At 70.7% G+C, this 18,965-nt stretch carries 14 protein-coding genes; 7 read left to right on the top strand and 7 right to left on the bottom strand.

What is annotated here, in order from left to right; translation table 11 throughout:
• The first annotated feature begins 40 nt into the window (after positions 1–40).
• The 7 genes from EV371_RS00275 to EV371_RS00250 all read left to right on the top strand — a co-directional run bounded on the left by EV371_RS00275 (position 41) and on the right by EV371_RS00250 (position 9,265).
• Positions 41–463, top strand: a complete 423-nt coding sequence (locus EV371_RS00275) for a MarR family transcriptional regulator (RefSeq protein WP_130460254.1) — start codon at positions 41–43, stop codon at positions 461–463.
• Positions 464–528: 65 nt separating this feature from the next.
• Positions 529–897: a hypothetical protein gene (locus EV371_RS00270; protein ID WP_130460253.1), complete on the top strand. Its 369-nt coding sequence runs from the start codon at positions 529–531 to the stop codon at positions 895–897.
• A gap of 218 nt (positions 898–1,115) precedes the next feature.
• Positions 1,116–3,626, top strand: a complete 2,511-nt coding sequence (locus EV371_RS00265) for a GmrSD restriction endonuclease domain-containing protein (RefSeq protein ID WP_130460252.1) — start codon at positions 1,116–1,118, stop codon at positions 3,624–3,626.
• A 152-nt stretch (positions 3,627–3,778) separates the two neighbouring features.
• Positions 3,779–3,946, top strand: coding sequence for a hypothetical protein (locus EV371_RS33670; protein ID WP_207230367.1), 168 nt, complete (start codon positions 3,779–3,781; stop codon positions 3,944–3,946).
• Positions 3,947–3,959: 13 nt separating this feature from the next.
• On the top strand, positions 3,960–4,259 hold the full coding sequence (locus EV371_RS33665; RefSeq protein WP_486484419.1) for a UvrD-helicase domain-containing protein: 300 nt from the start codon (positions 3,960–3,962) through the stop codon (positions 4,257–4,259).
• 273 nt (positions 4,260–4,532) lie between these two features.
• Positions 4,533–6,254 carry an ABC-F family ATP-binding cassette domain-containing protein gene (locus EV371_RS00255; RefSeq protein ID WP_486484418.1) on the top strand — a complete coding sequence of 574 codons (1,722 nt, stop codon included), beginning with the start codon at positions 4,533–4,535 and terminating at the stop codon, positions 6,252–6,254.
• Between the two features lie 137 nt (positions 6,255–6,391).
• Positions 6,392–9,265 (top strand): AAA family ATPase, encoded by a 2,874-nt coding sequence (locus tag EV371_RS00250; protein WP_165436568.1) that lies wholly within the window; start codon positions 6,392–6,394, stop codon positions 9,263–9,265.
• A gap of 87 nt (positions 9,266–9,352) precedes the next feature.
• Here EV371_RS00250 and EV371_RS00245 read toward each other — a convergent pair whose 3' ends face one another.
• The 7 genes from EV371_RS00245 to EV371_RS00215 form a co-directional block, all read right to left on the bottom strand.
• Positions 9,353–12,925: a phosphatidylinositol-specific phospholipase C domain-containing protein gene (locus EV371_RS00245; RefSeq protein ID WP_130460250.1), complete on the bottom strand. Its 3,573-nt coding sequence runs from the start codon at positions 12,923–12,925 to the stop codon at positions 9,353–9,355.
• A 156-nt stretch (positions 12,926–13,081) separates the two neighbouring features.
• Positions 13,082–13,894 carry an SAM-dependent methyltransferase gene (locus tag EV371_RS00240; RefSeq protein ID WP_486484417.1) on the bottom strand — a complete coding sequence of 271 codons (813 nt, stop codon included), beginning with the start codon at positions 13,892–13,894 and terminating at the stop codon, positions 13,082–13,084.
• 93 nt (positions 13,895–13,987) lie between these two features.
• Entirely contained in the window at positions 13,988–14,848 is an 861-nt protein-coding gene (locus EV371_RS00235; RefSeq protein ID WP_130460248.1) for an oxygenase MpaB family protein, read from the bottom strand.
• An 8-nt stretch (positions 14,849–14,856) separates the two neighbouring features.
• Positions 14,857–16,248 carry an MAB_1171c family putative transporter gene (locus EV371_RS00230; protein ID WP_130460247.1) on the bottom strand — a complete coding sequence of 464 codons (1,392 nt, stop codon included), beginning with the start codon at positions 16,246–16,248 and terminating at the stop codon, positions 14,857–14,859.
• An 11-nt stretch (positions 16,249–16,259) separates the two neighbouring features.
• Positions 16,260–16,763 carry a hypothetical protein gene (locus EV371_RS00225; protein WP_130460246.1) on the bottom strand — a complete coding sequence of 168 codons (504 nt, stop codon included), beginning with the start codon at positions 16,761–16,763 and terminating at the stop codon, positions 16,260–16,262.
• Positions 16,764–16,814: 51 nt separating this feature from the next.
• The gene (locus EV371_RS00220; RefSeq protein ID WP_130460245.1) at positions 16,815–17,264 is read right to left on the bottom strand and encodes a helix-turn-helix domain-containing protein; all 450 of its coding nucleotides are present in this window, start codon (positions 17,262–17,264) and stop codon (positions 16,815–16,817) included.
• A 391-nt stretch (positions 17,265–17,655) separates the two neighbouring features.
• The gene (locus EV371_RS00215) at positions 17,656–18,738 is read right to left on the bottom strand and encodes a polysaccharide deacetylase family protein (RefSeq protein ID WP_130460244.1); all 1,083 of its coding nucleotides are present in this window, start codon (positions 18,736–18,738) and stop codon (positions 17,656–17,658) included.
• Positions 18,739–18,965: the final 227 nt, after the last annotated feature.

Below are 18,965 nucleotides of genomic sequence, written 5' to 3'. Positions count from 1 at the left end.
TCGGCTGCACAGCTCCGCTGGCCATCGGGTAAGGTGCCCTATGCCCAGCTCGGAAGCCGCCGCCATCGCCGCTGAACTGCGCACCGCGATGGGCAAGCTGACCCGACGGGTGAAACACGAGGACCTCATCCCGCTCGGCCAGATCGCCGTGCTCGGTGCCCTCGACCGCGACGGCGCCATGACCACCAGCGACCTCGCCGCCGATCAGCGGGTACGCCCCCAGTCGATGGCCCGGACGGTCGGGCTGCTCATAGACCAGGATCTGATCACGCGCCGGGCGCACCCCACGGACCGCCGCAAGTCGCTGGTCGAGCTCTCGGACGCGGGCCGGGCCGCGCTCGAAGCGGAGCGCGGCCGCCGGGCCGGTTGGCTCGCGCAGGCCATCGACGCCGAACTCACGACTGAGGAGCGGGCAGTGCTGGCGCGCAGCACCGCCCTACTGGAACGGCTCGCCGTCCATTAGTCCCGGTGAAAGGTCCCCCGGTCGACTGGGCTGCCGCTAATGCTCGGCGTTGCTACCGTGCCGCCATGAGCTCAAGGCACCCGCGCCATAACGTATGGCGACGAGCCTCCGAGGCAGGACAGGAACCGCACGAGGGGTATCAGCAGGAGGTCGCGGCACTGCGCGAGAATTCCCTCCGGCTGCTTCGCAACACCCTCGCGAACGTAGCGATCTTCTTCGCCGTTGTCTCCGGATTCTTGATCCTCTCGGGTGATGTCACGCCCGCGACGGTGATTCCGATGGCGTCGAGTGTGGTCGGCGGCACCTTCGGCATCTCCACCTACCTGGCGGGCGACCAACCCGTGCTCGCTCGTCGCCTGCTCCTCGCCGCGCTTGTCTTCGCTGCGCTCGGGCTGGCCGGCATTATCCTGCTGACAGTGGTGCTCGAAGCATGAGCCTCGCCGTCGAGGCCGAAGGATTGAACCGTACGTTTCACCGATCCCGTACTCCGCATTCTCGCCGATGTGCCAGACCCTCTCTGCCTCAACCGGCTACCGCACCTCCACCATTCGCCGTGCCTGCCGTCCTGACGTACGTTGCCGGCCGGCAGGTCGCTTGATTGTCTTGCTGTCGGCCGAGCGGCGTCTGTCCACAGGAGATCGGAGATCAATTAATGGTTGCGGCACGCGAGACGACTCTGCGGGAGTTGCTGGAGGGTACGAAGCAGTATCAGGTGCCGCTGTACCAACGTACGTACTCGTGGAAGACGACCCAGCTCGAACGGCTCTGGGAGGACGTCCTCAAGCTGACCGAGGATCGCACCGAGGACAAGGGAGCCACGCACTTCATCGGCTCGCTGGTGCTGGCGCCCAGCCCCGCCAACGGTCCCGCAGGCGTCTCCGAGTTCCTCGTGGTCGACGGCCAGCAGCGGCTCACCACCCTCTCCATTCTGCTCTGTGCCATCCGGGACCACCGTGCCCAGCACGAGAGCCCCAGGCACCGGGAGCGGCTCGACGAGCAATTCCTGATCAACAAATGGGAGCCGGGGCAGCACCGGTTGAAGATCCTGCCCACCCAGGCCGACCGGGCGGCGTACCTCGCCTGTCTCGACTCGACCCCGCAGGTGGGCGGCAGCGACCCGGTCGGCGCGGCGTACCGGTTCTTCGCCGCCCAGCTTGCCGCCGCCGACGACCCGGACGACCCTTTGGACATCGAGCGTATCGAGGACGCGGTCATCTCCGGACTGGCGCTGGTCTCGGTCACCGCCCAACAGGGCGACAACGTCTACCGGATCTTCGAATCACTCAACAACACCGGGCTCAAGCTCACCCAGGCCGACCTGCTGCGCAACTACCTCTTCATGCGACTACCCACCCGGGGCGAAGCCGTCTACCAGTCGCTGTGGCTACCGCTGCAGAAGCAGCTCAGCTCCGCCGAGCTTGAGCTGCTCTTCTGGCTCGACCTTGTGCAGCGGGACGCCCGGGTGAAGCAGACCGACATCTACGCCGGGCAGCGGGACCGGTTGAACAGCATGCGCTCGGAGGAGCAGATCGAGGCCGAGGTACAGCGGTTCAGCCGGCTCGGCGCGATTCTCCGGATCATCCTGCACCCAACCGAGGAGAGCGATCCAGGCGTACGGCGCAGACTCGAACGGCTCAGCGCCTGGGGCACGACCACCGTCTACCCGCTCCTGCTGCACCTGCTCGACCGCCGAGCCGAGGGGACGGCGACCGCCGAGCAGGTCGCCTCCGCGATGCTGTACGTGGAGAGCTTCTTCGTCCGGCGCCTGCTCATCGGCCGGGCCACCGCCAACATCAACCGCATCCTGCTCTCGGTGGTCACCGAGATGAGCCAGGAACTGCCGGTCGACGAGGCGGTCCGGGCCTACCTGTCGGTCGGCCGCAAGTACTACGCCACCGATTCCACCCTGCGCTCCGCCGTCCGGTCGATGCCGTACTACCTCAACGGCCGCCCGCACCAGCGCAAGCTGGTGCTTCAGTGGCTGGAGGAGTCGTACGGCAGCAAGGAGCCGGTGGCGCTGGACTCGCTGACGATCGAGCACGTGTTGCCGCAGACCCCTACCGCCGAGTGGCGGCAGATGCTCGGCGCGGATCTGAAGCCGGACGAGAACGTCGCCGAGGCGCACGAGGCCCTGCTCCACACGCTGGGAAACCTGACCCTCACCGGCTACAACTCCGAGCTGGGCAACAGTTCGTTCGCGGTGAAGCGGGTCAAGCTGGCGAAGAGCGGGATCGCGCTGAGCCGGGAGATCGCCGAGCGGGAGCGCTGGGGACGTCCGGAAATTCACGCCCGAGCGGACGTTCTCGCCGAACGCATCGTCTCCATCTGGCCCGGCCCTACCGGGGAAGCGGCGGACACCAGGTCGGACGTGGCCTGGGACGTGATGAACCGGGCGCTCGCCGAGCTGCCGGCCGGGTCCTGGACCACCTACGGCGACCTGGCCGCACTGATCGGCAGCCACCCGGTCGCGATCGGCGCCCGGCTCGCCAGCCACCCGGCGCCGAACGCGCACCGGGTACTCCAGGTCGAAGGCACCGTCTCGGCCGGCTTCCGCTGGCCCGATCCGGACCGTACCGACGACCCCCGCGACCTGCTCCGCGCCGAGGGTGTGGAGTTCGACCGGTCCGAGCGGGCCAGCCAGGAGCAGCGCATCGTCACCGAGGAACTGGCCCAGTTGATCGGCATGGCACCGGAGGAGCTACCCCGGCCGCGTCCCGGGCGGAATATCCGGTTCGTCGAGCAGCTGACGGAGCTGCAAGGCCCGGAGACTGCCGAAGCCACCATGGCGGTGATCGAGGCGTGGACCAGGGGCGGCGGGGCGGTCGGCTTCGGCGGCGGTGGCGAGACCTCCTGCTTCCTCCTCGCCCGGGGCAGGGACCACGAGCTCGGCAACATCTGGCCAGCGACGATCTATCCGAGCGGCAAGTTCGAGGTGGTGTTCCAGCACCTGAGCATGCGGACGCCGTTCGACGACATGGCCCTGCGGGAGGAGTTCCGGCGGCGGCTCAACAAGGCGCCAGGGGTGGAGATCGCCGCCGCGAAGCTGGCGCTGCGTCCCGGCTTCCCGTTAAGGGTTCTCGTCGACCCCGAGACCCGTAACGGGTTGATCGAGCAGCTCGGCTGGTTCTATGGACAGGCGCAGGTGGACAACTCGGACCGATGAAAGCATGTCGATCGCGGCCGGTAAGGTGTCACCGGCCGCGATCGACTGACCACGTTGGAGGTCCGCCCGTGCCGCAACCCGCCTTCGCGAACAGCTTCCGGGATAGCTACGACGTACTCGAAAAGCCGGTGAAAGCCGGAGTACGCAAGGCGATGGCGAAGTTTCAGCAGCTCGGCATCGCCGAGTTGCACGCCGAGAAGGGCCTGCACCTGGAGTCGGTGAACAACGCCCGGGACGCGCGGATGCGGACCATCCGGATCAGCGTGGCGGGTGTTCCCGGACCCATCGCAGCGCCGGGTCGCCTACCGCGCCTCGTATAAGGGCCCGGCGCGGGTGACCGGTGGACCCGGCACCGGCAAGACGGTGGTGGCGCTGCACCGGGTCAAACACCTGCTCACCCGCTCGCCTGACAGCCGGGTGCCGCTCACCACCTACACCACCGCGCTCGCCGGCACGTTGCGGGAGCACCTGGCGCTGCTCCTCGACGGCGACGCGACGCGGCTGTCCCGGGTCGAGGTGACCACCGTGAACGCCTTCGCGGTGCGCACCGTCCGCAACCTGGTCGGCCGGCTGCCGTCGCTGATCGGCGACGCTCGCCTGCTCCGCAATGCCCTGGCGAACGCGCAGGCGTGATCATGGTGAGAGTGGTGATCGAGCCATGAGCATCGCCCGTTGACGCCGACGGACGCCGGCTATAGTTGCAGGCATGCATTCAGGCATTGCCGCGATGAGGCCCTGGTTCCGCCGCTGACGGCGGCAGGGTTGACGCGACCGATCCTCAGCTAGCTCTGTCCGCCGTCCTGGCGTTCCTGCCGGGCGGCGTCTTCGTGTTGCCCGGCTCCACGACGAGCCGAAGAGCAGACAATGCGGAACCCTGACCTGAATTCATCACCAGATTCCAGCACCTTGTCCGATTTTGCCTGGGGTGGCCGGCTGCCCGCCGGTGACCGGGCGCACATCCGAGCTGACGGCGTACGGGTCGTGCTGGGCGGGCGGGTCGTGCTCTCCGACGTGAGCGTGACCGTCTCCGCCCGTTCCCGCCTCGCCATCGTCGGCGAGAACGGTCGGGGCAAGACGACCCTGCTGCATGTCCTGACCGGCATGATCTCGCCTGACCAGGGCACGGTGGAACGGATCGGCACGATCGGTGTCGCCCGACAGTCGCTGGAGGCGCGCAGCGGCGAGACGGTCGGCAGCCTCGTCCTGGGGGCGATGCGGGACTCCCACCGCGCCCTGCGCGCGCTCGATGAGGCGGGGACCGCGCTGGCCGAGGGGAGGGAAGGCGCCGACTCGGCGTATGCCGCCGCACTCGACGCGGCCACCCGGCTGGACGCCTGGGACGCGGAGCGCCGCGTCGACGTGGCGTTGGCCGGGCTCGACGCCTGCACCGACCGGGAGCGCCCGCTCTCGACGCTGTCGGTCGGGCAGCGCTACCGGGTACGCCTGGCGTGCCTGCTGGGAGCACGCTACGACCTGCTGCTGCTGGACGAGCCGACCAACCATCTCGACGCCGACAGCCTGGCGTTTCTCACCGCACGGCTGCGCCAGCATCCGGGCGGAGTGGTGGTGGTGACGCACGACCGTGCCCTGCTCAAGGACGTGGCCGTAGAGTTCCTGGACCTCGACCCCAGTCACGACGGCCGACCGCGGCTGTTCGCCGGTGGTTACTCCGGCTGGCAGGAGGGGCGTAGACGCGAGCGCGAGCGTTGGGAGCGGGACTACGAGGTTCAACAAGCCGAACACCAGCGACTGGCCGACGCGGTGAGCGAGGCGCAGCAGCGACTCAGCACCGGCTGGCGTCCGGAGAAGGGGCACGGCAAACATCAGCGCCAGTCCCGCGCCCCGGGCGTCGTCCAGGCGCTCCGGCGCCGGCAGGACGACCTGGACGCACACCAGCTCACCGTGCCCGAACCGCCGCTGCGCCTGCGTTGGCCCGACCTCGCCACCCGCCCCGGCTCACCCGTGCTGCGCTGCCACGACGTGACCGTGGCAGGACGCCTGCACCAGAGTGTCACGCTCACCCTCGACGGTGGGGACCGGCTGCTGGTGACCGGGCCGAACGGGGCGGGCAAGTCGACACTGCTCGCGGTACTGGCCAACGTTCTCGAACCGTCGACCGGCGAGGTCCGCCATCTCGGGCGGGCCCGGGTGGCATACCTGGGGCAGGAGGTACCGGCCTGGCCGCCGAGCGCGCTCGCCCACGAGTTGTACGACCAGCACGTCGGCCAACTCCAGTCCCGGGGACGCCTGCCGGACAGGGATCACCTGCCGCTGACCGCGACCAACCTGCTCGACAGGGCAGCCCTGCGTACTCCCGTCGGCCGGATGTCCCAGGGCCAGCAGCGCCGGCTCAACCTCGCGTTGCGGCTCGCCGGGCGACCCGACCTGTTGATCCTCGACGAACCCACCAACCACCTGTCGGCGCCCCTGGTCGACGAACTGACCGCCGCCCTGCTGGAGACCCCGGCAGCCGTCGTCGTCGCCACCCATGACCGTCAACTGCGCAGCGACCTCGCGGCATGGCCGACCCTGCCGCTGCGCGCCAACGCCGCCGACGAGGTCCGGGCCCTACTCGCGGACGGCGCCGGCGCGCCCGGCGCGGGCGAGGATGCCGACGCGGTCGGGTAGTCGGGCGCGACCTGGACCGCCGGTCGGGTCGACGGACGGCCGGGGGGGTCACCGCGGCGGCTCCCGGCGGGCGGGAGCGGTCGACCCACGGCGATGGCATCGACACAATCGACTGCTATACCTGAAGAATCATGCCGATGTCCGTTGAACCTACGGGGCTCTGGGTTGGGCGCGAGGCCGAGATCGCGACGTTGCGGGCGGCGGTCACGAGCCTCCGCGCCGGCACCGGGGCCGTGGTCTGGATCGAGGGCGAGCCGGGCATCGGCAAGTCGTCGCTGGTGGCCGCCGGGGCCAGGGTCGGTCGGGAACTCGGCGCCCAGGTGGCCCGGGGCACGGCCGACCAGCTCGCCCATCCGCTGCCGCTGGGGGTGCTCTGCGACTGCCTGAAGATCCAGCCAGGCTCGGCTGACGCCCGCCGCGCGGCGATCGCGGACTATCTGGGCGCCCGGCGGCCCGCCCTCGATCTCACCGACGCCAGCTACGCCGCCGCCGCCGAGATGGTCATCTCCCTGGTCGACGAGTTGTGCGCCACGGCACCCCTCATGCTGATCGTCGACGACGTCCAGTGGGCCGACGACGTGAGTCTCGACGTGTGTTGGCGCCTGGCGTCGGCCGCGGTCCACCTGCCGCTGCTGCTGGTCATCTCGTACCGGCCGGGCTCCCGCCGGCCGGCGGTGCGGCGGCTGCGCGCCGCCGCCGGCCGCCGGGGCTCGACCCGGATCACCCTCGGTCCGCTCGACCAGGAGGCGGTGCTCGGACTGCTGGCCGACCTGGTCGGCGCGCGGCCCGGTCCCGGGCTGGTCAGGCTGGCCGAACAGGCGATGGGAAATCCGCTGTACCTGCGGGAACTGGTCGAGTCCCTGATCCGCGAGGAGATGGTGGAGGTCGGCGCGGAGGCGGAGGTACGCGACCCGGCGCGCGGCGCCGTACCCCGGTCGCTGACCGCGGCGCTGGACAGCCGGCTGAGTTTCGTCCCGGCCGGTACCGTCGACATCCTGCGAGCGGCGGCGCTGCTCGGCGGCGAGTTCGCGGTCACCGAACTCGCCGTGCTGCTCGGCCGGTCGGCGATCGACTTCTCCGGTGAGCTCCAGGAAGCGGTGGCCGCCGGGATCCTCGTCGACGCCGGCCAGCGGATGAGGTTCCGCCACCCGCTGATCCGGCAGGCCCTGCACGACGGCATGCCTGCGGCGCTCCGGGCGGCCCTGCACCTCGACGTCGCCCGAGCGATGGAGGCCGTCAGTGTCGAGCCGCAGCGGGTCGCGCAGCACCTGCTGGCGTCCGGCGTCGTCGGCGACCGGTGGGCGCGGCGCTGGCTCCTGGACGGCGCCCCGGCGCTGATGGTCCGGGCCCCGCAGCTCGTCGCGGAGCTGCTGTGCCGGGAGCTGGATCACGACGTGACCGACGACCCGGAACGCGCGGCGCTGGGTATGACGCTCGCCCGGATCCTGCTCGCCACCGGAGACCACGAGCAGGCCACCGTACGGGCCCGGCAGGCACTGGCGGTCTGTGTGGATCCGGCCGACCGGGGTCACCTGTCCTGGGTGCTGGCCCGGGCACAGTTCAGCGGCGGCCACAACGACGCGGCCGTGGCCACCCTGCGCCGGGCGCTCGGCGGGGCCGACCTGCCCGACGCCTGGCGGGCGCGGCTGCTCGCCTCGCTGGCGATGTTCGAACGGGCCGGCGCCGGCGACCTGGCGACGGCGGACGCGACCGCACGGCGTGCGCTGGAGATCAGCGAATCGGCCGGTGACGCGTTCGCCGGGGCGTACGCGCTCACCGACCTGTGGCTCAACCACTCCGTACGGCGGCAGCACCTGCACGCCCTGGACTGCGCCGACCGCGCCGTCGAGACGCTGGGCACCGTCGCCGAGCACGTCGACCTGCGGGCGTACGCGCTGCACGGGCGGATCTTCTCGCTGCAGAACCTGGGCCGGTGGTCGGAGGCCGAGACGGCGCTGCGGGAGGTACGCGAGTTCCTGCGCGGGGCCGGCCGGACCGACGACACCACCTCCGGGGTCACCGCCGCGGTGCTGATGTTCTGGCTGGGCCGCTGGGACGACGCGCTGGCCGAACTCAACGCGGTCGAGCAGAGCACCCCCACGTCGACGTACCGGGGACTGCGGGAGGGCGGCCCCGGCTGGCTGTGGCACGGCGTGGCCGCCCTCATCGCCGCGCGCCGGGACGAGCGTGCCCGGGCCACCGCGCACCTGCGGTCGGGACTCGACCGCCCGGTGGTCACCGTCGCAGACCGGGAGAACACCGACTTCCTGCAGGTGACCCAGTCGCTCGCCGCCGAGCAGGCCGGCGACCCGAGGCTCGCGCTCGACCGGCTCGGCGGCTTCCTCGAACGCCGGCCCGGCGAGATGACCCTGACCCACCAGTGGCTGCCCGGGCTCCTCCGGCTCGCCCTGGCCGTCGACGACCGGTCCGCGGCCCGGGACGCGCTGCGCGCCTGCCGGGCCGAGGCGGCGGCGGAGCAGGTACCGGCCCGCGCCGCCGCGGCGGCCGCCTGGTGCCAGGGACTGCACGACGGCGATCCGGCGCCGCTGCGGTCGGCGGTGGAGCACTACCGCACCGCCGGGGTGCCGGTGGACCTCGCCGGAGCGCTGGAGGATCTCGCGGTCGTCCTCGCCCAGCGCGGTGAGACGGCCGGGGCACGCGCCGTCCTCGACGAGGCGGTCGAGGTGTACGGCGGCTTCGGTGCGGCCTGGGACGTCCGCCGGGCCGGGGCGCGGTTGCGGGGGTACGGGATCCGGCGCGGCGTACGCGGTGCCCGGCGCAAGCGGGTCGGGCACGGCTGGGACGCCCTGACCCCGACCGAACGCACGGTCGCGCTGCTGGTGGCGGCCGGCCGGTCGACGCCGGACATCGCGCAGAGCATGTTCCTGACCCGTCGGACGACCCAGACGCACATCTCGCGCATCCTGGCCAAGCTCGGCATGCGCAGCCGGGTGGAGATCGCGCACGCCGCCTTCAGCCGCGATCCGGAGAGCGTCCCCGCCGACGGCTGACCCGCGTCGTCAGCCGACCGGGAACGTCGGGCAGGATCGCCCGCCCAGGTTCGGGCCCGGGCGGGCGATCCGGTCAACGAAGCTGGTCTAGCTGGCGGGACCGATGAGTTTCCAGGGTTCGTGGTCGGGGTCGGCTCCGGTGCCGGGGATGTTGCCCTGGGTCCACCATTTGGCCTGCCAGATCTTGCCGTCGTACCGGACGGTCACGTCCTCCACCGATTGGGTCGACGGGTCGTAGACCCTGGTGGCGTCCCAGTCCGGTGCGGAGCAGCCGCCGGCCGGTGGGGCGACCTTGGCGGCGCCCCGGTTGTGCTCCGACACCGAGGCGTACGTCGTGGCACCGAGTTTGACCGTCGTGTTCACCGGCCCGGTGGCCGGGATGTAGTAGACGATCGGTATGTCGAGGCTGCCGCCGGCGGGGATGATCTGGCAGTAGTCCAGGGCCAGGCTGACCCGGTGGAACGTTCCGGACAGTCCGGTTCCGGCGTTCGGTCCGGTGTGGCCGGCCTGGACCTGCCACCGGCCGCCCTGTTCGCCGGTCTGCCAGTTCCCGTCCTTGATCAGGGCCGGGGTGGAGGTCGGCAGGTCGAACGAGATGACGTTGTCCCGGCCGCCGCCGATCGTGACCCCGGTGTTGTTGGTGATCCGGACGGTGGGGGTCAGCGGCCAGAGGTTCGCTGTTTCGGTGGGGTATCGCACGAGGTCGACGGTGACGTCGACCGACGCCGCCGGCCGCTGTGCGATGCTGCCGGTGCTGCGGGCGTTGTCGTACGGGTCGAGGCCCTGGAGCCGCTCGTGCAGCCGGCGGGTGAGGGTGTAGCCCATCACGCACGGGTTCCTGGTGCTGGTCTCGGCTTCGTCCGGACAGTCGTAGTCGCCGGAGAGTTCCCACATCATCACCCCACCGGCGCCGCTGTGCTCGACGTAGTCGATGATCTGGTCGAGGCTCTGCATGTCCTGGATCGACAGGTAGGTCTGCTTCTCGGCGTTCCACAGCCAGGCGGTGCGGGTGGTCTCGTCCCAGTGCCGGTCGTAGCTGCCGGTGCGCTCGTCGGCCGGGTCGGTGGCCGGGGTCAGGCCGACCGCCCTGGCGTAGCGGGGTGTGACGTCGCGTTCGAGGTTCTTGGCGTGCCACATCGGGTTCACCCCGGCGCCGACCTCGTCGCCGTCGGCGTCGAGGTCGTGCCAGATGTTGTCGATGCCGACCGCGCCGTCGCCGCAGGGCCGGACCAGGCCGGTGCCGGGCTGGCAGTCCTCGCCCTCGGCGGATCCCCACATGCCGTTGTCGCCGCCGGTCACGTTGCGCCAGCCCCGGGTGTAGTACGGGATGCCGATGTTGATCCGTCCGGCCTGCATCGCGCCGCGCAGGTAGTGGAACGCCCAGTCGGTGTTGAAGTAGCCGATGTCCTGGTACTCCGGGGTGTCGTACAGCTCGGACAGTTCCGGGTCCTGGCCGTCGTCGTAGAGGGCGGCGTTCGGGCCCACCACGTCGTTCCAGGACCCGTGGTAGTCGTACGCCATCAGATTGGTGTAGTCCTGGTAGCGCAGCGCCTTGTGGTTCTCCATCCCGCGTACCAGGTAGCCGGAGGCGGACGAGGCGGAGGTGAGCAGGTAGTAGTGGTTGTCGGCCGCCGCCGCCCGGTCGAGCTTCTCCCGCAGCGTCTTCATCAGCGCGGCGTACGCGGTCGGGAGTCCCTTGCGCCGGGGCCGGGCCGTGTCCCAGTCGTCGGGGTTGCCGGTGTCGTCCAGCACGGTCGGGTACTCGAAGTCGATGTCGACGCCGTCGAAGTCGTAGTCGCGGAGGAACTCGACCACCGAATCGGCAAAGGTGTCGATCCCGGCCTGGTTGGTGCTGCCATCGGCGTTGGTGGTCATCGGGTAGAACCCGCGGCTCTCCGCCCAGCCGCCGACCGAGATCAGCGTCTTCACCCGGGGATGCAGCTTCTTGTACTTGGTCAGCAGGTTGAAATGCCCCCGGTACGACACACTCTCGTCGACCTCGGTGCCAGGGCCGGTCCAGGTCATCCCGGTGGCCGGGTTGTCCGGACCGTTCGGGCCGACCGTGATCCTGTTCTCCTCGATCCAGGCGAAGGCGTAGTTGAGGTGCGTCACCTTCGACCACGGGATGTTCTTGACCAGGTAGTACGGCTTCCCGTCGGCGCCGGTACGGCTTCCGTTGAAGTAGCCGATCACCCGCCGGTGCCGGTCCGCGCCGAGCCACTCCCGACCGTCACCCTGATACACGTCGCAGTACGGGGTGTTGCTGCCGGCGGTCGGCACCAGTCCGTCCGGGCGACACTGCGCGTGGTCGGCGGGGACCGCCGGCCGGCTGCCACCGTCATCCCCGCCCGGGTGCACCTCCATCGGATCGCCGGCACCGCCGTTGGCGTACATGGACTTGCCGGTCGGGTTCCTGTCGACGATCTCGTCGATCAGGCCGCCGCCGGGGAAGTCCATCATCACGATCCCGGTCCGGTCCATGCTGGACCGACCGCCGAAGTTGTCGCCACGATCGGGATAGAACTCCGGGCAGCGGTCGTCGGTGTCGCGCAGGCACTGGATGAGGAACTCGTTGACCCCGGTCGCCGTCGGGGTGCCGCCGGCCACGGTGTAGGGCCGGGCCGCGCCGCCCGTGCCGCTGGTGAAGTTCATGTAGATGGAGTCGGGCTCGTGGTCGTGGTGGGCCTGCTCGCCCCGGTTGGCGTCCCACACCCCGTTGGTCTTGCGCAGGTGGGCCCGGACCTTCTCCCACTTCTCGTTGATGGCGCTGATGTCCGGCACGTCGTAGTCGTTCTGGGTGTAGTTGTCCGGGGACCCGCCCACCGGGTAGAGCTGGCCGATCCCGTATCCGCTGTAGATCCCGCCGCGCGGGCCGACGAAGCCGAGCAGGACGATCTTCCCGCGTACGGCGCCGAGGGTCGGGGTCGTCGCCTGGGTGATCCCGTCGACGGAGTCCGCCCAGAACAGGTCCGCCCAGGCCCTGCCCTGGCTCGTCTCCTCCCCTTCGCCGGTGTAGTAGCGCCCGGTGAGGTACGAGTCGAAGACCTTCCGCCGCCATTCGGTGCTGTCGTACCCGTCCGCGTCGTAGCAGGTGGCGGCACCGGAACCCTCGCACTCCGCCTTAAGGTTCAGCAGAACGGTCTCGTCCGGGTTCGCGTCGAGAAATGCCTCTATCTTCGTCAGTACGTCCGCGAAGTTGGCGTGCTGGTAGTAGACGCCGTGATGGATGGTGAAGCTCAGACCGGCGTCACCCTTGTCCACCCGGACCCGGATGTCGATCGCCCGGATACCGGCCTCCAGTTGCACGGTCAGGGTTTCCGCGCTGTACCCGTGGCGCTCCTGCGTCTGGGTGATCTCGGTCGAGATGAACTCGCAGTCGTCGCCGTTTCCACTCGCCGAGTGGCCGCACAGGGCGAGGGTGTCGTGGGTGCCGGGGACGGACAGATCGGCCAGGGTGGCATCGTCGGGTACCCGGGACATCCAGTTCCGGTTGGCCTCCGAGGCGGACTCGATGTCGTTGTAGTAGTCGCTGGCGTGGGCCGGAGCGGCCGGTGTCAGCACGACCGCCGCGGTCGCGACGAGGGTCAGGACGAGGAACGGGACGGACAGTCTCCGCCGCCGGGCCCGCCGCGACGGGCCGGTTCGGGAGGATATCTGCATGGTGGACCTCCGGCGTGTCGAGCGCGCCCAGCGTTGTACCGGGCGGTCGTGCCAGAAGTGTTGGTGGTGCGGAGGCGCCGAGACATCTGTCAGATGACGATGGTGTACGAAATGATGTCGCGCGATCGAGCGCAGCACACCGGGTAGTGCCGGGACCTACGGCTTGCGTCCGACGGCGCAGTACTGGTCGATGACGTGTGGCGGAGTGGTGGGATCGGGCCTCCACTCGTTGACCGACACCACGCCGGGCTCGACCAGTTCGAGGCCATCGAAGAGGCGGGCGATCCGTTCGGGGCTGCGCAGGTGGTATCGCGGGTTCGCCGAGACGTTCCAGATCCGCACGGCCTCGGTGTTCGCCTCGCTGGTGTCGCTGCCGTCGTACATCGCGAGGTAGCTGCCGGACGGCAGGGCATCCATGATCCCGTCGATTATCGACTTGGCCTCGTCGTCACTCTCGACGTGCCCGAGGATCCCCATCAGGAACAGCGCCACCGGCTTGGTCAGGTCGAGGGTCCTGGCCGCCTCGCGCAGGATCGTCTCGCTGTCCCGCAGGTCGGCGTCGACGTAGTCGGTGGCACCCTCCGGGCTGCTGGCGAGCAGGGCTCGGGCGTGCACCAGCACGAGGGCGTCGTTGTCGACGTAGACGACCCGGGCGTCCGGCGCGATCGACTGGGCGACCTGGTGCGTGTTGTCCGCGGTGGGCAGGCCGGTCCCGATGTCGAGGAACTGGCGCACACCGGCCTCGCCGACGAGGAACCGCACCGCGCGGGCCAGATATGCCCGGGAGAGACGCGCGCTCTCGGCGAGTTGCGGAAGGGACTGGATGATCTGGTCACCGACCGCGCGGTCGGCGGCGAAGTTGTCCTTGCCGCCCAACAGGTAGTTCCAGATCCGGGCTGTCTGCGGGACGTTCGTGTCCAGCGTGGGGAGTGGCTGCTGCTCGCCGGTCCTGGCCGAAGTCTCTGTCACATCCGCATCTTTCCACTGAGAGCGACGCTGGGTCGGCATCAGGATAGCCGGGCCGACCAATGTCGCAGAACCGTCGCCCGCCCGCTCCTGCCGCTACCCGCCGCTGCCGCTCGGACCGACCGTGGCGATGTCGTACCCGTCGGGGTAGGTTTTCGCCCGCAGCCCGCCGTCGAGGTACTGCCGCCGGCGCGGTGCCGCCCCGTGCCGCAGGTACGCGGCCCGTCCCGCGAGTCCACCGGCGAGCAGGGCCCGGGCCCACCACGGCGGCGCCGCGACCGAGACCGCCTCCCGCAGCGGTGGGTCGAGCAGCGCGTCGGCGACCCGTTCACCGACCGGCACCAGCGGCTTCGGCAGATCGGCGAGGAGTCTCCTGGTCGCGGTGATGAGCTGCCGGGCGGCCGGGGTGGCGGCGAACCGTTCCGCCTCGAAGGCGTCGTACCAGTTGGCGTAGCTGTCCAGGTCGGCCGGGATGCCGGTGATGCGCATCCGCCGGCCGAGTTCGGCGTAGAAGTGGTAGATCGCGGCACGCTCGTGGCAACACAGCGGCCGCCAGCCGTACCGGTCGATCCACCGGGTGCCGACGAAGACGAAGGTGCCGAGAACATAGAGGTAGTCGTCGTTGTCGATGGCGTACCGGCGGTGCAGCTGGTTGAGCCGGCGGGTGGCCGCCCGGCCGAGCGGATGGTCGAGGCCGTGCTCGATCAGGGTGTACATCAGGATGCCGGTGTCGTCGGCCCGTCGCTCGGTCCGGGTGGTCGTCTCGCCGGTCGCGGCCAGCAGTTCGGCGATCGACGGCACGGCGAAGGTACGCCAGAAGGCCAGCAGCAGCCCCATCCGTACGTCGAACGGGAACTCCCAGAGCGCGGTCGTCCGGTAGATCCGGTGGCAGTCCCGCACGGGATCGAGTGCGCGGATCTCGCGTAGCCGGTCGAACCGGCCGGGCCGGTGCAGCATCTCGGCGGTCAGCTCCGCGCCGGTGCACCGGTGGGGACGGCGTCGGTCGTCGCCGGTGGCAGCCGACGCAGCGCCGACGAGACCTGGCCGAGGAATTCCAGGTCGGCGGCGAGGTCACCGTCGTCGTCCGGCTGTCCCGCCGACGAGGAGCGGCTGTCCCACCCCGCCGGAGCGGTCCCCGGTGCCGCCGGCCGCTCCGGGCCGGGGGTCCGCTGGTCGGGGCTGGCCGCGCGCAGCCGGGCGAGCGCGTCCCGGATCCGGATCGCCTCGCGGGTCGCGGCGGCGGTCCTGCCACCGCGACGGTCGCGGTCGTGCCCGTCGGGGCCGTGCCCGGCGTTGCTGCCACCGTGGTCGTCGGCGTCGGCGTCGGCGTCGGCGTCGGCGTCGGCATCGGCGTCGGGCCCGGCGGGGCGTCGACCGTCGGGCGGGGCGGTCTGGTCGGCCGGTGCCAGGTACGGCGCGAGCGCCAGCCGGGCGTCGCGGATCTCGATGACCCGCCGGTAGAGCGCGAAGTCGAGGTCGCGCAGCATCCGCAGGTCGGCGCGGCGGGACGCGGGCGGGTCCAGGGCGATCTCCGGCATCACCTGGTACATGGCGTGCCAGAGCGGGTAGAGCCGCAGGTAGGTGCGGGCCCGGCCCAGCCGGTCCGCGGCGGCGGAGAGGTGCGGACCCCAGGACGGGATCGTGAAGCCGATCGTGATCACGAGTGCCCCGAGGCAGGCGCAGAGCGTGCCGACGTCGCTCAGGCTCGTCAGTGTCGTGCCGAGCCAGGCAGCGACGACGTACCCGCCCTTGCCCAGGCAGTAGCCGAGCGCGATGATCGATCCGGCCGCGACCAGCCGAAGGCCCCGGCGCAGCCACGGGCGGCCGTCGGTCCGGGCCACCCGGTTGGCGAACTGGAGGCTGCGCCAGGCGGCGACGCCGAGTCCGAAGGCGAAGGCGGAGACGTAGACCAGCAGGAAGGTACCGCCGACCGGGCGGGGACCGTAGACGTCGTCGAAGTCGCTCGGCGCTTCGACGGTGGCGCCGCTGAACGCGAAGAGCACCGCCATGGTGACCAGCACCAGCCCGTAGAAGACCGCCAGCACCCGGGCCCGGGGTAGCGCCTCGGCCGCCGGCATGTGCCACAGCATGAGCATGACCAGCGCGGTGATGCTGTAGCCGACGATGCAACCGTAGACCAGCAGCGAGGCGAGGTTCGGCACCCCGAAGAAGCGGTTCACCGCCGAGTAGACGGCCGGGACGGCCATGGTGAAACCGGCCGCCGGCAGGGCGATGCAGAGGGTCAGCACCCAGAGGTTGAGGTTGCGCGGGTTGCGGGCGAGGGCCACCAGCTTGTAGCCCACCGCGATCCACGCGACTCCCGCGCAGAAGAGGAAGATGCCGCTCTTACCGTCCATCCGGCGACAGCCTAGTGCTCCAGCGACTGGCCGAGCCGCTCGACCACCGGGTCGCTCGGGGTACGCGGGGCCGGTGGCCGCCACAGCCCGGCCCGCTGCCCGAGCAGCGAGGCGAGGGTCTCGGCCTCCTGCTCCTCCTGGCTGCTGTAGTTGGTCCGGGCGAACATCGCCCGGACCACCGTCGGGTCGAGGTGCCGGAACAGCTGCCGGCTGCCCTGCGCCTCGTCGACCAGGTGCAGCCGGTGCTCCAGCAGCAGGTGCGCCAGCTCGTGCAGGGCGATGTGCACCCGCTGCACCCCGGTCGCGGCGGAGGTCACCACCAGGTAGTCGGCGACGTCGGTCGAGACGCAGAGCCCGCACGGTGCCCCGGGGGGCAGATCGAACGCGATCAGGTGGACCGGACGTCCCCGGTCGGCGCCGAAGTCGCTGATGAACGTGTCGAGGTTGAACGGGTCCGGTACCCGGATGCCGCGCGCGAGTTGCTCACAGCGCCGACGTACCTGCCGTAGCGTCATGGGCCAACCGTCCCTCTGCGCGGCGTGCTGTCGCCAGACCGCGACTCGCATTCACGCGCCATCATCCGCGTCCGGCTTGCCCTGTTCAAGGACTCGGATCACCCCCAGCAGCTCGGTGAGGGCATCGATGGCGGACTGTGCCTCCGGGATGACGGAGTTGCGCAGCGCGACCGTACGGGCGCGTACCTGCTGCAACGCGGCGGCGAGGTCGAGCTCCCGGTCGATGTCGGCCGCCAGCCGGTCGCTGGTGAAGTACTCCACCGGTACGCCGAAGAACTTCGCCAGCGCCCGGAGGTGGCTCAGGTTGGGGTCGCGCTTCTTTCCGGTGCGCAGCTGTCCGATGTAGGCGTGCGAGATCGACTCGCCCTGTGCGGTGATCGCCTCCGCCACCTCGCGCAGGCTGTACGCGCTGCCGTCGGGCTTCCGGATCCGGTCGAAGAGCCGATCCAGCCGGTCGGCCAGTGACCCCGGGCTGCGGAACCCGCCCGCCTCCTCCACCATCTGGCCTCCTCCGGGGCTGGTTCCACTGGTTTACAGCATGCCATACTGATGTGCACGCGTGTTGACGGGATCACTGGTGGTGTGCGTATCATCGCTGCGAACGTGCGGGCGGGGCATGCCGGAGGGGGACCATGCCGGCACGCGCGGGCACGGGGCGGTGTCGTCGTCCAACGGGGGAGGCGGGAGCGGTGTCCCTACACCGGCACCCGTCGTACTGACGGCATCTGCGGGACCACCCGTCCGGGGGCGGGGGCTCCGTGAGCCCGACGTTGGCGTCGGGCGCCGGGCGGGCCAGGGGCCCCGCCGGGCGCCCGACGCCAGATCCATCCCGGACGCGCCCTACGGCCGGCATTCGGCGTAGGGCGCGCGCACCGGAGGTCGGGGTACGGGCTCAGCTGGCGCTACAGGTCGGCGACATGCCGGTTCCGCTGCCGGTGCCCTGGAAGCCGAACTCGGTCGACTGTCCGGCGGCGATCCGGCCGTTGTAGCTCACGTTGCTGAAGGTGATCGCCCCGCTATTGCCGCTGCGCTGGCTGTTCCAGGAGTTCGTGACCGTGGCGCCGGACGGCAGGTTCACCCCTACCGACCAGCCGTTGGTGCCCGACGAGCCGGCGGTGACCCGTACGGTGGCCACGAAGCCGCCGTTCCAGGAGTTCAGCGACACGGTGGCGGTGCAGCCGCCCGGTCCCTGCGTCGGCGGGTTGGTCGGCGGGTTGGTCGGCGGGTTCGTGGGCGGGTTCGTGGGCGGGTTGGTCGGCGGGTTGGTCGGGTTGGTGCCGTCGGGCGCGACGGCCCGGCCGGTGGTCGGAGAGATCATCCCGGGGCAGAGGTTGCGGTTGGCAAGGTTCGCGACGATCTGCGGTACGGCGTTGATGGTGGTCTGGTAGCCGTCGTGCATCAGGATGACGCCACCGTCGGTGAGGCTGTTGGCGGCTTGGACGATCTGAGCCGTGCTGGCGCCGTTCCAGTCCTGGGAGTCCACACTCCAGAGCACCTCGGTCAGACCGAACTGGGCCTGCACCGAGCGCAGCGTGGCGTTGGTCTCGCCGTACGGCGGCCGGAACAGTCTCGGCGCGGTCCCGGTGGCCTGCTGGATCGCCTGCTGGGTCTGGCTGATCTCCGAGGTCATCTGCGCGGTGCTGAGCTGGGTCATGTGCGGGTGGGTCCAGCTGTGGTTGCCGATCCACATCCCGGCCTGTTGCTGGGCGCGGACCAGCGTCGGGTTCTGCTGGGCCCGCTGGCCGATGTTGAAGAAGGTGGCCCGGGCGCCGGCCGACCGCAACGCGTTGAGCAGCGCGTTGGTGGTGCCGGTGTTCGGGCCGTCGTCGTAGGTCAGGGCCACGTAACCGTTGCAGGCCGCGGCGGCGACCGGTGGGGCCGCGACGGTGACGGCGACGGCTCCGGCCGTGACGGCCAGGGCGGTGGCGGCGAGTGCGGCGAACAGACCGCTGCGCCGCGAGGGCGGACGGGGCATGAGGGCTCCTCGGTGAGTGACGGTGCCTGCCGGTGGTGGTGCCGATGACGGTGGACGTTGAAACATTTCGGTGTGTCGATTGAAATATATTCAACGTCAATGGTCGATGTCTAGCGGCATCGCACCGCGGGCACGGGCTGACGGCCGCGAAGCCACGTCAGCGGATGGTCCCGGGGTTACCGCTGGGAAGGCAGGTCAGCGGACGGCTCTGGCTGACGGCCGGGAAG

Source organism: Plantactinospora sp. CNZ321, from assembly GCF_004217235.1.
This window is presented reverse-complemented; position numbering and strand designations above follow the sequence as displayed.

Bases quoted from the DNA above. Each gene is read 5' to 3' on its own strand.
- EV371_RS00275 (WP_130460254.1), top strand. From the start codon at position 41: ATGCCCAGCTCGGAAGCCGCCGCCATCGCCGCTGAACTGCGCACCGCG.
- EV371_RS00270 (WP_130460253.1), top strand. From the start codon at position 529: ATGAGCTCAAGGCACCCGCGCCATAACGTATGGCGACGAGCCTCCGAG.
- EV371_RS00265 (WP_130460252.1), top strand. From the start codon at position 1,116: ATGGTTGCGGCACGCGAGACGACTCTGCGGGAGTTGCTGGAGGGTACG.
- EV371_RS33670 (WP_207230367.1), top strand. From the start codon at position 3,779: ATGGCGAAGTTTCAGCAGCTCGGCATCGCCGAGTTGCACGCCGAGAAG.
- EV371_RS00250 (WP_165436568.1), top strand. From the start codon at position 6,392: ATGTCCGTTGAACCTACGGGGCTCTGGGTTGGGCGCGAGGCCGAGATC.
- EV371_RS00245 (WP_130460250.1), bottom strand. From the start codon at position 12,925: ATGCAGATATCCTCCCGAACCGGCCCGTCGCGGCGGGCCCGGCGGCGG.
- EV371_RS00235 (WP_130460248.1), bottom strand. From the start codon at position 14,848: ATGCTGCACCGGCCCGGCCGGTTCGACCGGCTACGCGAGATCCGCGCA.
- EV371_RS00230 (WP_130460247.1), bottom strand. From the start codon at position 16,248: ATGGACGGTAAGAGCGGCATCTTCCTCTTCTGCGCGGGAGTCGCGTGG.
- EV371_RS00225 (WP_130460246.1), bottom strand. From the start codon at position 16,763: ATGACGCTACGGCAGGTACGTCGGCGCTGTGAGCAACTCGCGCGCGGC.
- EV371_RS00220 (WP_130460245.1), bottom strand. From the start codon at position 17,264: ATGGTGGAGGAGGCGGGCGGGTTCCGCAGCCCGGGGTCACTGGCCGAC.
- EV371_RS00215 (WP_130460244.1), bottom strand. From the start codon at position 18,738: ATGCCCCGTCCGCCCTCGCGGCGCAGCGGTCTGTTCGCCGCACTCGCC.